Annotated in this window: 8 protein-coding genes; 6 read left to right on the forward strand and 2 right to left on the reverse strand. The window is 74.8% G+C overall.

Annotated elements, in window-relative coordinates; all coding sequences use genetic code 11:
* Window positions 1-535: hypothetical protein (locus ACFFHC_RS08860; RefSeq protein ID WP_379804722.1), on the reverse strand; the 535-nt coding region annotated here is incomplete at its 3' end.
* 79 nt (window positions 536-614) lie between these two features.
* Here ACFFHC_RS08860 and ACFFHC_RS08865 point away from each other — a divergent pair.
* The 3 genes from ACFFHC_RS08865 to ACFFHC_RS08875 all read left to right on the forward strand — a co-directional run bounded on the left by ACFFHC_RS08865 (window position 615) and on the right by ACFFHC_RS08875 (window position 4,792).
* Window positions 615-2,021 (forward strand): MFS transporter, encoded by a 1,407-nt coding sequence (locus ACFFHC_RS08865; RefSeq protein WP_379804725.1) that lies wholly within the window; start codon window positions 615-617, stop codon window positions 2,019-2,021.
* Window positions 2,018-3,475, forward strand: a complete 1,458-nt coding sequence (locus ACFFHC_RS08870) for an FAD-binding oxidoreductase (RefSeq protein WP_070705190.1) — start codon at window positions 2,018-2,020, stop codon at window positions 3,473-3,475. Before ACFFHC_RS08865 ends, ACFFHC_RS08870 begins: the two co-directional genes overlap by 4 nt.
* Before the next feature lie 264 nt (window positions 3,476-3,739).
* Window positions 3,740-4,792, forward strand: a complete 1,053-nt coding sequence (locus ACFFHC_RS08875; protein ID WP_083323578.1) for a type IV toxin-antitoxin system AbiEi family antitoxin domain-containing protein — start codon at window positions 3,740-3,742, stop codon at window positions 4,790-4,792.
* A 208-nt stretch (window positions 4,793-5,000) separates the two neighbouring features.
* Here the strand turns inward: ACFFHC_RS08875 and ACFFHC_RS08880 are convergent, their stop codons facing one another.
* Window positions 5,001-6,494, reverse strand: coding sequence for a DEAD/DEAH box helicase (locus ACFFHC_RS08880; RefSeq protein ID WP_379804730.1), 1,494 nt, complete (start codon window positions 6,492-6,494; stop codon window positions 5,001-5,003).
* A gap of 423 nt (window positions 6,495-6,917) precedes the next feature.
* Between ACFFHC_RS08880 and ACFFHC_RS08885 the strand changes: the two genes are divergently transcribed.
* From ACFFHC_RS08885 to ACFFHC_RS08895, 3 genes are all read left to right on the forward strand, one after another.
* On the forward strand, window positions 6,918-9,677 hold the full coding sequence (locus ACFFHC_RS08885; RefSeq protein ID WP_379804733.1) for an AfsR/SARP family transcriptional regulator: 2,760 nt from the start codon (window positions 6,918-6,920) through the stop codon (window positions 9,675-9,677).
* Between the two features lie 157 nt (window positions 9,678-9,834).
* The gene (locus tag ACFFHC_RS08890) at window positions 9,835-10,647 is read left to right on the forward strand and encodes a hypothetical protein (RefSeq protein ID WP_379804736.1); all 813 of its coding nucleotides are present in this window, start codon (window positions 9,835-9,837) and stop codon (window positions 10,645-10,647) included.
* A 55-nt stretch (window positions 10,648-10,702) separates the two neighbouring features.
* Window positions 10,703-13,360: a hypothetical protein gene (locus ACFFHC_RS08895; protein ID WP_379804739.1), complete on the forward strand. Its 2,658-nt coding sequence runs from the start codon at window positions 10,703-10,705 to the stop codon at window positions 13,358-13,360.
* Window positions 13,361-13,439 lie beyond the last annotated feature (79 nt).

The following is a 13,439-nucleotide window of genomic DNA, read 5'->3' on the forward strand; positions in this document are numbered from 1 at the left end:
CGTGCTGGTAGTCGGCGCTCCACCGCGGCCGGGCGTGGCGGATCACCCACCCGGCCACCCCGTGCCCCAGGGAGAGCTCCACACCCACCAGCTCGGGGGTGATGTTGCCGTCGCTCACCTCGATGCGGAGCACCTCCCGGTCACCCTCCCCGTGGAGCAGGGCCAGGTAGGCCAGGTCCACCCGGAGCAGCTGCCGGGCGTGCGCCACCACCTGCGGCAGCAGGTCCTGCGGCGAGCGCATGCTCGAGAGCCGGCCCGCGATGTCGCTCAGCGCACCGAGCTCACCGGCCCGCCGGGCCCGCTGCTGCAGGCGGGCGCTGACCTCCAGCGCCTGCACGGTCTGCGCGGCCCCCTGCGGCCCCAGACCGCGCCCGTGGGCCATGAGCTCGGCCACCGAGGCGTCGCGCAGGAGCAGGGACAGCCAGCCCTCGCCGCCGGGCACGGCCTCGTCGGCCGCCCCCTCGTCCCGGTGCGGATCCGGACTCACCGGCGGGGTGGAGGGATCCTCCACCGACTCGGTCTCACGACGTTGCATCTCACCATTGTGCGCCGGCGCACACACTCCTAGCGTTCAGGCCACCCCAGCCCGCCCCGCGCACACACCGGGAGCCCCCATGAACCCCTCGGACGCACCGCCGGTCCCCTCCGCCCTGGAACGGCGCACCCTGCGCAAGGTCACCCTGCGCCTCATCCCGTTCCTCATCGCGCTGTACTTCGTCAACTACCTCGACCGCACCAACATCGGCTTCGCCGGCCCCAACGGCATGAACGCCGAGCTGGGCCTGACCGCCACCATGTTCGGCCTGGCCTCCGGCATCTTCTTCGCCGGCTACCTGCTGCTCGAGGTGCCCAGCAACCTGGCGCTCCACCGCTTCGGCGCGCGCCGCTGGCTGGCCCGCATCATCGTGTCCTGGGGCGTCCTGGCCAGCCTCATGGCCTTCGTCCCCGGCGCCGGCTGGCTCTACGTCCTGCGCTTCCTGCTGGGTGTGGCCGAGGCCGGCTTCTTCCCCGGCATCATCCTGTACCTGACCTACTGGTTCCCGGCCCGCGAGCGCGCCCGCGCCACGGCGCTCTTCCTGCTGGCCATCCCCCTGTCCACCGTGGTGGGCACGCCCCTGTCGGCCTTCCTGGTCAGCACGGGCGACGGCATCGCCGGCCTCTCCGGGTGGCGTTTCATGTACCTCATGGAGGGCGTGCCGGCCGTGCTGCTCGGCGTCGTGTGCTGGTTCCTGCTCACCGACCGCCCCGAGCAGGCGCAGTGGCTGGAGCCCGAGGAGCGCGACTGGCTGGCCGCCGAGATGGCCCGCGAGCAGGCCACCACGGGCGAGCGCTTCCACTACCCGCTGCGCCGCACCCTGCTCGACGGCCGCGTCTGGGCCCTGGCCTTCGTCTACTTCGGCACCACCTACGGCCTGTACGCCATGAACTTCTTCCTGCCCACCATCATCGCCGGGTTCCAGCAGACCTTCGGGGTGAAGTACTCGGTCATGCAGATCGGGCTCATCACGGCCATCCCGTTCGCCTTCGCCGCCGTGGCGATGGTGCTCTGGGCCCGCCACGCCGACCGCACCGGCGAGCGCGTGTGGCACCTCGTGCTGCCGCTGCTGGTGGGTGGCGTGGTGATCCCCGCCGCGCTGTACCTGAACTCGCCGTTCACCGCGATGGCGGCCGTGACCGTGGTGTGCATGTGCATCTGCGCCGCGCTGCCCAACTTCTGGCCCCTGCCCACGCACTTCCTCTCCGGCGCGGCGGCCGCCGGCGGCATCGCCCTCATCAACTCCGTGGGCAACGCCAGCGGCTTCGCCGCCCCGTACGTCACCGGGTGGTTGGCCGACCTGACCGGCACCCAGAACGCGAGCATGTGGGTGGTGGGCGGCGTCATGCTGGCCGCCGCGGCCACCGTGCTGGCGCTCAAGGCGTCGCCGGCCCCCGACGCGGGGCAGGCCGCCGGTCACCACCAGACCGCCCCCACCACGCCCGAGACCGTCCTCGACACCCCCACCCCGGAGGCCGCCCGATGACCGACCCGACCACCGCCACCCAGCCCGCCCCCGACATCGCCGCGCTGGCCGCCCTGCTGCAGTCCGAGCTGGCCCCGGTCCTCTCGGACGGCGCGCTCGCCCTCGACGCCGACGTGGTGGCCGCCCACTCGGCCGACACCGCCCTGTTCTGCCCCGCCGAGGGCGCCGTGGCGCTGGTGCGCGCCCGCTCCACCGAGGACGTCCAGGCCACCCTGCGCTTCGCCCACGCCCACCACGTGCCGGTGGTGCCGCAGGGCGCGCGCACCGGCATCAGCGGCGGGGCCAACGCGGTGCCCGGCTGCATCCTGCTCAACCTGGCCGGCATGGACCGCATCCTGGAGGTGGACGCCGCCGAGCAGACCGCCACCGTGCAGCCCGGCGTCATCAACCAGGCCCTCAAGGACCACCTCCGCGAGCACGGCCTGGCCTACCCGCCGGACCCCGGCTCGGTGGCCATCAGCAGCATCGGCGGCAACGTGGCCACCAACGCCGGCGGGCTGTGCTGCGTCAAGTACGGCGTCACCCGCGACTACGTGCGCCAGCTCAAGGTGGTGCTGGCCGACGGGTCCCTGGCCACCCTGGGACCGCGCACCGCCAAGGGCGTGGCCGGCCTGGACCTGCGCGGGCTGTTCATCGGCTCCGAGGGGACGCTCGGCGTGGTGGTGGAGGTGACCCTGCGCCTCGTGCCGCAGCTGGCGCCGCCGCTCACGGCGGTGGCCACCTTCCCCTCCGAGGCCGTGGCCGCCGGCGTGGTGGCCGAGTTCATGGCCACCGGCGCACGGCCCAGCATGGTGGAGATGCTCGACGGCGCCACCCTGGGCATGCTCAACGACTACGGCGACTTCGGCCTGGACGCCGGGGCCGGCGCGATGCTGCTGGTGCAGTCCGACGGGTCGGGCGACCCCGCATCGGCCCAGCGGGAGGTGGAGGAGTTCGCCCGGATCGCCGAGGAGGCCGGCGCGCTGGACGTGGGCTTCACCGACGACCCGGCCGACAGCGAGGCCATGGTGGCCACGCGCCGCCTGGCCCAGCCGGCCTACGAGAAGTACGCGATGGCGCACGGCGGCGGGCAGCTGCTGGACGACATCTGCCTGCCGCGGGCGCGGATGGCCGAGTTCTTCGAGCGGCTGGCCGAGGTGCGGGCGGAGTCCGGCGCGACCGTGGCCGTGGTGGCCCACGCGGGCGACGGCAACCTGCACCCGGCCGTCTTCTTCGATGCCGGCGACCCCGCCGAGGTGGCCCGGGCGGAGCGGGCGTTCGAGCAGCTCATGGAGCTGGGGCTGGCGCTCGGCGGCACCATCACCGGCGAGCACGGGGTGGGCTACCTCAAGCGTGAGTGGCTGGCCCGCGAGCTGGACCCGGCCACGCAGGCCATGCACCGCGCGGTCAAGCAGGCGCTGGACCCGCGCGGCATCCTCAACCCGGGCAAGATGCTGGCGGCGCTGGACGGCTGAGCCGCGCGCCGGGGCGCGGGGGCGCGGGGGCGCACCCGCTCTCGACGCGCCGGCGCGCCCCTCGCCGCACGCGAATGGTGCTGGCCGCACGGGAAGTTCCCCGTGCGGCCAGCACCTTCCCCGTGCCGCGTGAGCTTTCCCGTGTCCCGCGCCCACCCGGCCCCTGTGGACGAGCGCGGTGCCGGCAGCCCGCCCCTCCCACCATCCCCAGGCCCTGTCCGACCACCCCGCGGGCACGGGTCCGCAGCCGGCACCCTGCCCGCCATGACCTCACCCACCGGTGCGCCATCGCACGCCGCTTCCCTCCCGGGCCTGGACACCGTGCTGGCCCGGCACGGCGGCACTGCAACGACATCGGACCTGGCGATGCTGGGAGCCACCCCGGCCCAGGTGCGTCGCCTGGTGGCCCGGCGCACCCTCGTGCGAGTGGGGCGGGGTGCGTACGTCGAGGGGGCGCTCCTCCACGGCGCGCGACCACACCGGGCCCATGCCCTGCGGGCCCTCGCCGTCGGCCGCACCTGGCCCGAGGGCACGGCGGTGAGCCACGACTCGGCTGCTCTCCTGCTGCAGCTGCCTGTCCTCGGCCGGGTGGGACTGGTCCACGGCACCCGCACCCGGCACGGGGTCTCGCGGGCACGGTCCGGCGCCGTCCTCCACGGCGGGCGCCTGCACCGTCCCCCGGAGGAGATCAGCGGGTGCCCGGTGGCGACGGCCGCGGAGGCCGCCGTCGGGGTGGCTTCCCTGCACGGCTGCGATGCCGCGGTGGCCGTCCTCGACGCGGCGCTCCACCGGCGGCTCCAGCACGAGCGCATGGTCGCCGGGGAGATCCCCTGGGACCCCTCCCGGCTGTGGGAGGGCGAGTGGCTGTGGGGGCGCGGGCGGCCACCCGGCACCACGTCGATGGAGGAGGTGCACGCGGTGCTGGCCTCCCGCCGGGGCCATCGCGTGGCGCCCCTCCTGCGCACCGCCGCGGGGTTGGTGGACCCGGCGTGCGAGTCAGTCGGCGAGACCCGCGCCCGGTTGCTGCTGTGGCGACTCGGCTACCGGGTGCGATCCCAGGTGGAGCTGCGCGATGCGGTGGGACGGCTCGTGGCGCGCGTGGACTTCGCCCTCGAGGACGAGGCCGTGGCCATCGAGTTCGACGGGATGGAGAAGTACGAGCGCTACGGCCGCACGCCGGCGGAGGACAAACGTCGCGACCTGGCGATCCGCGACCTGGGGTTCGAGCCGGTGCACGTCGGCTGGGACCATCTGGGGCACCCCGAGGCCGTGCGGCGACTGGTCGAGGACGCCCGCCGGACGGTGCGGGCACGGTGAGTGGGGCCGGAGGGGTGGTGCCGCACGGGACAGCGTGACCGGACGGGCCGTGCCGCACGGGAAACCCCACCGGGCACGGAAAAGGTGCTGGCCGCACGGGAAGTTCCCCGTGTGGCCAGCACCTTTCCCGTGCGGTGCGAGGTTTCGCGTGTCAGGCGGTCACGCGGTCACGCCGAGGCACTGGTGTCTCGCGCACGACGTGACGAGGTCAGCCGCGGGCACGGCGGGGGCCCTGCGCGCGACCGCCACCGGAGCGCTGGCCACGGCTGCCACCCCGGCCGCCACCACCAGCCCGGCGCTGGCCGCGACCGGCGCCCCCTCGGCCACCGGCCGCGTCGGCACCGGCACCACCCGCGCCGCGCCCGCCACGGCGACGGCCCCGGCCGCCACCCGAGCCCACACCGGACCCGGACCCCGAGCTGCCGCCCGAGCCGCCACGTCCCTGCGCCGGCGGCGTCGTCGCGGCCACCAGCTCGGCGGCGTCGCGGTACTCCCGCTCCCCGGGCACCACCTCCTGCAGCACCGGCGCCCCGGGCACGGCCGCGGTCTGCGTCACCGGCCGGATCCTCACGGCCCGCATCAGCGAGCGCACCTCGTCGCGCTGGTCCGGCAGCATCAGCGTCACCACGGTGCCCTCGGCGCCGGCGCGGGCGGTGCGCCCGGAGCGGTGCAGGTACGCCTTGTGCTCGGCGGGCGGGTCGGCGTGCACCACCAGGGCGATGTCGTCCACGTGGATGCCGCGCGCCGCGATGTCGGTGGCCACGAGGGTGGAGGCGACGCCCTCGGTGAACGCGGCCAGGTTCCGCTGGCGGGCGTTCTGCGAGAGGTTGCCGTGCAGGTCCACGCTCGGCACCCCGTTGGCGGTGAGCTGCTTGGCCAGCTTCTTGGCCCCGTACTTGGTACGGGTGAACACCACGGTGCGGCCGGGTGCCGCGGCCAGCTCGCGCAGCACGGGCAGCTTGTCGTCCTTGGCCACCTCCAGCACGTGGTGGGTCATCGTGGCCACGGGCGACTGAGCGGAGTCGGCCTCGTGCGTCACCGGCTGGCTCAGGAAGCGGTCGGCGATCACCTTGATGCCGCCGTCGAGCGTGGCGCTGAACAGCAGCTTCTGACCGTCGCGCGGGGTGGCGGCCAGCAGGCGCTTCACGCCGGGCAGGAAGCCCAGGTCGGCCATGTGGTCGGCCTCGTCGAGCACCGCGATGCCGGCGTCGCGCAGGTCGCAGTGCCCCTGGCCGATGAGGTCCTCCAGGCGGCCGGGGCAGGCGATGAGCACGTCCACGCCCTTGCGCAGCGCGGTCACCTGCGGGTTCTGCCCCACGCCACCGAAGACGACGGTGGTGGTCAGGCGCTCGGCGTCGGCCAGCGGCCTGATGGCGCGCTCGATCTGGCTGGCGAGCTCCCGGGTGGGGGCCAGCACCAGCGCCCGGGGACGGCCCGGGGCGGGGCGGCGGCGGTCGGCGGCCAGGCGCGCCACCAGCGGCAGCCCGAACGCCAGCGTCTTGCCCGACCCGGTGCGGCCGCGGCCGAGCACGTCACGGCCGGCCAGGGAGTCCGGCAGGGTGGCGGCCTGGATGGGGCTGGGGGTGGTGATGCCGGCCTCGGCCAGCACGGCCACGAGGGAGGCGGGTAGCCCGAGGGCGTCGAACGAGGTGGGCGCGGCCACAGGGCGGGTCGCGGAGGAGGACACGGAGGAGTGGGGCACGGGGCACCGTCGATTCTCGCTGGAAGGTCACGCAGGCCCCGGTCGAGGGGCAGGCGGCGTCTCGCGCAGCACGCGGCTCCGGGCGGGGCCGGCACGGGGCCGGGCTCAGCGGGGCCCTCTCGCAGGGCCGGGGAACGACGCGGCAGGTGCGTCGGCCGGGGGCCGGACGTCATCGCCAAAGGGCCCGCGGCAAGACAGGGCGGGCCAGATGACGGACAGCCTACCCGGCCGCGCCGCGTCCCCCGGCCCCCCTGTCATATCGCTGTCGCACCCCGCTGATCCACCCACCGTCGCATGGCCCTGCCGCGGATTGTGGAGCAATCTCTGCCAGCATCCCTGATGCAGGCCCCGCCCGGCCCCCGACCGGCCGTGACGGACCCCACCCGCCCACCACCCGACGACCGACCGATGGAGGAACCCGGCATGCAGCTGTCCGTGCTCGGCCCCCTCGAGGTGGTGGGCGAGGACGACCGGGAGGTCTCGCTCGCCCTGCGGGAGGTGCGCATCCTCGAGCTGCTCGCGGCCGCGGCCCCCCACCAGGTGCCCACCGAGGAGATCATCGCCGCCCTCTGGCCGCAGGACCCCCCGGGGACGGCCCGCAACCAGGTGCAGGGGTGCGTCGGCCGCATCCGGCGCGCGGCCGGCGGCGCAGGGGTCCCGATGGTGGACACCACCTCGCGCGGCTACCGCCTCTCCCCCTCGGTGGACCTGGACCTCCGCCGCTACCGCGAGCTGGCCCGGGCGGGGCGCGAAGCCGCTGCGGCCGGCCTCACCGAGCAGGCCATCACCCACCTGGCCGCCGCCATGGGCACCTGGCGCAGCCGCCCCTTCCCCGACTCGCTGGCCGGCACGCGCGCGTCGGGCCTCTCGGCGCAGCTGCGCGCCGAGCACCTCGACCTGTGCGAGCTGCGCTGGTCGCTCACCTCCCGCACCGAGCCGGAGCGCGCCGTCGCCGAGCTCGAGCGGATGGTGACGCTCAGCCCGCTGCGCGAGAGCGCCTGGGGCGAGCTGATGTGCGCCCTGGCCCGGTCGGGCAAGACCGCCGAGGCCCTGGGGGTCTTCGCCCGGCTGCGCACCACGCTGCGCGACGCACTGGGCACCGTGCCCTCGGAGACCCTGCAGACCCTCCACACCCGCATCCTGCGGGGCGAGGACGCAGGGTCGCTCTGGGCCGAGCCCGCCGGCACCTGCAGCAACCTGCCGCCCACGGCGGAGCTGTTCGTGGGCCGCGCCGCGCTGCAGGACGCGATGCGGGCCCACCTCGTGGCCGACGGGGAACGCCGGGTGGTGGCACTGCACGGCCCCCGGGGCATCGGCCGCACGTCGCTCGCGGTACGGGTGGCCGGCACGCTCGCGGACACCTTCCGCGACGGCGTGCTGTACGTCTCGGCGCGCGGCCAGGCCGAGGAGGCCCGCAGCGCCCGCTGGGTGCTCGCCGAGCTGCTCACCCAGACCGGTGCCGAGCGGGCGGAGCTCCCCGAGGACGAAGCAGCACTGCGCACCGCGCTGGGCCGGCGCCTGACCGGCCGCCGCGTGCTGCTCGTGCTGGACGACCTGCGCGATGCCGGGCAGGTGCGCCGGGTGCTGCCCGACGGGCCGGTGCACGCCGTGGTGACCAGCCTGCGCCCACTCCCGGAGCTGGACGACGCCCTCGTGCGCCGGGTGCCCCCGCTGACCCGCGAGGAGTCGCTGGACCTGCTGCGCGGGCTGCTGGGGGCCGAGCGGGTGGACGGCCAGGAGCGGCTGGCCCTCGCCGTGGCCCGGGCCTGCCGCCACAACCCGCTGGCGCTGCGGGTGGCCACCCAGCACATGCGCTCCCACACCGGCTGGGGACTGGAGGTGCTGCTGGACCGGGTGACCACGGTGGGCCAGCCCCTGCCGGAGCTGTCCGTGCGCGGGGTGGACCCGGCAGCGGACGTGGCGGCCGCGGCCGCGGACCTGCCCCCCGAGGCCGCCGACCTGCTGCCGCTGCTGCACCTGCTGGGCGAGGAGTCCTTCCCCGGGTGGGCGGTCGGCGCACTGGCGGGCCGGTGCGAGTGGTTCGACCTCCTGGACCAGCTGGTGGAGCGCGACCTGCTCCACGACCAGGGGGTGGACGGGCTGGGGCAGCCCCGCTTCGTGGTCCCGCCGCTCACCGCGGCGGTCTCCCGCGAGCGCGCCGAGGACGTGGACCCCGCCCTCCTGCGGGAGGCAGCAGGCCGTCTGGCGCGCACCTGGTGGTGGGCGGTGGACTCGGCGGTGGTGGCGGTGCCGCTCACCCTGCACCACCCGGGCGTGGCCCTGCCCGCGGTGGACGTGCCGGACCCGGAGACCGAGCTGGACGCCGGGGCCCAGCGTGCGCTGCGCTCGGGCCGGGAGTGGTTGCACTGCGAGCACCGCAGCGCCATGGCCGCGGTGCGCTGCGCCGCCGACCACGGCTGGCCCGAGCTGGCGGCACGCCTCACCACAGCCCTGGAGCCCTTCTTCGACTACCGTTGGATGCACGACGAGTGGGAGCAGGTGGTGGACCGCAGCCTGGAGGCGCTCGAGGAGGGCGACGGCCCCGGCCTCGAGATGGCGCAGGCCAGGATGCTCATCACCTCGGCGCAGCTGCACGCCTACCGGGGACGTTACGAGGCCACGCAGCAGCGGGCCCGTCAGGCACTGGACCTCTTCGAGAGGGCGGGGGTGGCGGACGGCTGCGCCCTGGCGCACCTGGCCCTGGCCGTGGCGCTGCGCGAGACGCACCACCCGCAGGAGGCGCTGGAGCACGTGCAGCAGGCCGCCGGCGCCAGCTCGCTGCACGTGCGGGCGGTGGCGCTCTCGGTGTGGGGCGGGCTGCTGCACCGGGCCGGCCAGCACGAGGAGGCCCTCACGCTGTACGACCGCTCCGTGGCCGATGCCACCGAGGTGGGCGACGACCACCGGCTGGCCCAGGCGCTGCGGGGGCGCAGCACGGTGCTGCACGCGCTGGGGCGCACCCCGGCCGCGCTGGCCGAGGCGGAGCGAAGCGCCGGGCTGTTCGACCGGCTGGGGGACGAGGGCTGCCTCGCCCACGCCCTGCGGGTGCTGGCCCGGCTGCGGGGTGAGACCGGGAACACCGCCGGGGCGGATGCCGCGCACCGCCGCGCCGATGCGCTGTACCTGGCCGTCGGCCGGCCCGGGACGCGGGGCCCGTTCGACGTGGCGGCCGGGTACCGCTGAGGCGCCTCTGGGCCCGCACGGACCCCTCGTCCTGTCCCTTCGCTGTCATTCACCTGTCACGCACCCGCAGCGCCCGGAAATCCCCGCCATTCCGCCATGAGCGGTGCCATGCGACTGTCATCATGCGCGGGACCATCCCCTCACCCCAGGAGTTCTCGTGCGCACTGCTGCCCGCCACCTGACCCTCGCCCTGGCGCTCACCACCCTCGCCGCCTGCTCGGGCGGCGACGAGCAGGCCGGTGACCTGCCGGATGCACCTCCCAAGGTGGAGACCGCCCCGGCCAAGAGCCCGTCCGAGACCACCCCGGAGGCCCCGGCCTCGGAGGACGACGGGGCCCCGGCGTCCAGCGCGCCCACCACCTCGGCCCAGGAGAGCCCCACCGACGAGCCAGCCGCCACGTCCCCGGGGTCGGTCACGGCCTCCCCCACGGACTCCGGACCCGCCGGTGACCAGGGCGCCTCCCCCTCCTCGGCCCCGGCCAGCTCGGCCACCTCGTCCTCCCCGACGTCCTCGAGCGCGCCGAAGTCCCCCGCCCCGAGCAGCCCCACTGCGGAGGACCCGCTGGCCGGGTACGAGCGCGTCTCGTTCCTCATGGAGTCGGAGAACGTCGGTTGCGACATCACGGCCGAGGGCGTGAGCTGCGAGATCGACGTCACCGAGTACAGCGCGGCCCAGGAGCCGGACTGCGTCGGCGAGCTCTCCGTGTCCGGGAACGACCGCCCCACGTGGAACTGCGGCGGCCACGCCCTCGGGCACGGTCGCACCAACGACGGCGGTGAGTGGGTGGACGTCCTGCCCGTCGGCAAGACCAAGGTCATCAAGGGCGAGGTCTACAGCATCCTGCCGTGGGGCGACAGCCTCACCTTCAAGGGCACCACCTGCCACAGCAAGGACACGGGTGTCGAGTGCACCCGCGAGGCCTCCGGCCACGGCTTCCGCCTGGCCAAGAAGGACTACGACCTCTGGTGACGCCCCGGGCCACCACCCACGAGCCACGCACTTCCCCCATCCCGAGAGGACACGCATGACCACCTGCCAGCAGTGCGAGAGCGAACTCGCTCCCGCATCACGCTTCTGCGCCCAGTGCGGCGCAGCCCGCCCCGAGCCGGCCACCCCGCCGGCCCCGGAGCGGAACACCTCGCCCACGGCTGAGCCGACGGCGTCGCACACCGCCGGGTCGCCCCGCGAAGCCGGCCCCACCGTCGAGGGGGTGGCGGACACCCCCGCGCCGTCGGCCCCCACCACGGCTCCGCTCGCCGCCGCCCGCACCGGCACCGGGTCGCTCGACCTGGACGCTGACACCCTCAAGCCGGCCGCCCTGGGTGGCCTGGTCGCGTACGGCGCGGCCCTGGCCGCCTCCGTGGTGACCATGCTCGTGATGTTCATCGGGTCGGTCATCCAGGGCGACGACGGCCCCTCGGGCTCCAGCGACCTCAGCGGTGCCGACGTGAACCTCGGCGACATCCTGCTCTCGCTGCCCTTCCAGATGGTCAGCCTGGGGTCCTTCGGCACCCTGAGCCTTGCCAACGGCGAGGACTCCCTCGGCCACGTGTGGCTGCCGCTGTTCACCGTGGCCCCGGGCCTCGTCCTGGGGGCCGCCTTCTGGGCCCGTCGGACGCGCCGCGCCGGCCAGTCGATGGGACAGACCTGGACGCAGGCGGCCCTCGCCGGCCTGGTGGCCGGTGCGCTGACCTGGGCGCTGGCCGCCCTGTTCGGCCTGCGCACCGAGGACACCTGGCTCGGTGAGTTCACCCTGCACGCCGGGTCCTTCACCGCGTTCCTCGGGGCGTTCGTGCTCACCGGCGCCGGGTGGGTGCTGGGCTCGCTGGCCCACCGGAGCCACGAGGTACGTCCGCGCGGGGCGTGGGCCGGTGCCCTCAGCACGTACGGCGTCCACGTGGCCGTGGTGTCCGTGGGCCTGCTGCTCGGGCTGCTGGTCGCGGTCCTCAAGGACAACGGCCTGGGGTGGGCGCTCATCGCCTTCCCGGTGTGGCCCCAGGTACTGCTGTGGGGCTACCAGGTGGTGCACTTCGGCAGCGTCACGGCCGGCAACGAGACCGCCGGCCTCTGGTCCGAGGCCTCGGGCCTGGTGCGCACCCTGTGGATCCTCCTGCTGCTGGTGGCCCTCGTCGTGGCCGGCGTGCGGTGGTGGGTGGTCCGCGACCGTCGCCACACCACGCTCAACTCCCCGGCCGGGTGGCTGGCCCTGCCGGCCGTCTTCGCCGGTGGCGCGCTGCTGATGCTGCTGCTCACCCAGGTGAACGCGGGCATGTCCTTCATGGGGATGAGCGAGGCAGGGCGCATCGCGCCGACCACCACGATCCTGCTCACCGCTCCGTTGGCGGGTCTGGCGGTGGAGCTCGTGTCGCGCTTCGTGGCACCCCACCTGGTGCAGTACGTTCCCGCGCCCCTGATGGGGCGCTGGCAGGCCGCAGCCGCGGACTCCACCACCGTCGACGACCCCACCCCGGCCGCCACGCTTGCTGCACCCGCCCCCGGTGCACCCGCCGTGGCGGACGACGCCACCCAGGCCATCCCTACCCCCACCGCCGGAGACAGCGGCGCCACGGCGTGGCACGGCGAGACCGCACCGGGGTCCACGGACACCACGACGTCCACCGCACCGCTGGGTGCGGGCGCCGGGGCCGGCACCCCCATGGACCCGGCGACGAAGCGCCGCCTCACTCTCGGCGCGATGGTGCTCGGCGGTGTCGTGCTGGCCCTGCTGGTCCTGTCGCTGCTGAGCAAGGCGGTCAACTCCGCCTTCTTCGCCCCGGAGAAGCAGGTGGAGCAGTACATGGAGGCCGTCGTGGACGGGCGCGGCAGCGACGCCATGCGCCTGGCCGACCCCAACATCCCCACCGACCAGCGCCTGCTCATGGTCGACGAGGTGTACGCCGAGGTGGAGAACCGGCCCACCGGCTTCGAGATCGGTGAGGTCAAGAAGGAGGACGACCGCGCCGTGGTGCCGGTGAAGTACACGCAGAACGGCGTCACCGAGTCCGTGGACGTGGCGGTGGAGCGCGATGGCTCGTCCTTCGTGTTCTTCGACAAGTGGAAGATCGCGGACGCCTCCCCCCTGACCGGTCACGTGGACGCCTACGTCCCCGAGGGCACGGAGAAGGTGGTCGTCAACGGCCGCGAGGTGCCCACGAACGCCCGCGCGGAGAGCGGCTTCGCCGTGCTGCCGGGCACCTACCGCTTCTCCCTGCCCAACAGCACCTACCAGCAGTCCTCCGGCGAGGCGGTCCGCACCTGGGGCCCGGCGGGCCAGGAGTCGTCCGCCGGCCAGGACGACGGGCAGCTCACCTACGAGCCCACCCCGGCCCTGGAGGAGGAGGCGCTCAAGCAGGCGAAGGCCCACCTCGAGGAGTGCGCCAAGAGCACCGACGCCGAGCCCCAGGGGTGCCCGTTCTCCACGTACACCAGCGAGGACGTGCGCAACGGGTCGTGGAAGATCGACCAGCAGCCGCAGATGCACCTCGAGGCCGGCGACGACTGGGGACAGGGCGGGCTGAGGCTCACCACCGACTCCTCGGGCCGGGCCACCTACTCCTACGAGGAGGACACGGCGATCTTCGACGAGCCCCCCACCTGGGAGAAGAAGACCGACGAGGTCGAGTTCGACCTGAACGGTGAGGTGCTCGTGCAGGGCGACGAGGTGAGCGTCACCTGGCAGTGAGCCGATGACGCTCGACCACCCGGGGTGGCCCGGACCGCACGCGGCCCGGGCCACCCCGTTCGTGTGCCGCGTCGTTCCG

It is taken from the genome of Kytococcus schroeteri, assembly GCF_042433515.1.
GTDB classification, from domain to species: Bacteria; Actinomycetota; Actinomycetes; order Actinomycetales; family Dermatophilaceae; genus Kytococcus; species Kytococcus schroeteri.

Bases quoted from the DNA above. Each gene is read 5' to 3' on its own strand.
- ACFFHC_RS08865 (WP_379804725.1), top strand. From the start codon at position 615: ATGAACCCCTCGGACGCACCGCCGGTCCCCTCCGCCCTGGAACGGCGC.
- ACFFHC_RS08870 (WP_070705190.1), top strand. From the start codon at position 2,018: ATGACCGACCCGACCACCGCCACCCAGCCCGCCCCCGACATCGCCGCG.
- ACFFHC_RS08875 (WP_083323578.1), top strand. From the start codon at position 3,740: ATGACCTCACCCACCGGTGCGCCATCGCACGCCGCTTCCCTCCCGGGC.
- ACFFHC_RS08885 (WP_379804733.1), top strand. From the start codon at position 6,918: ATGCAGCTGTCCGTGCTCGGCCCCCTCGAGGTGGTGGGCGAGGACGAC.
- ACFFHC_RS08895 (WP_379804739.1), top strand. From the start codon at position 10,703: ATGACCACCTGCCAGCAGTGCGAGAGCGAACTCGCTCCCGCATCACGC.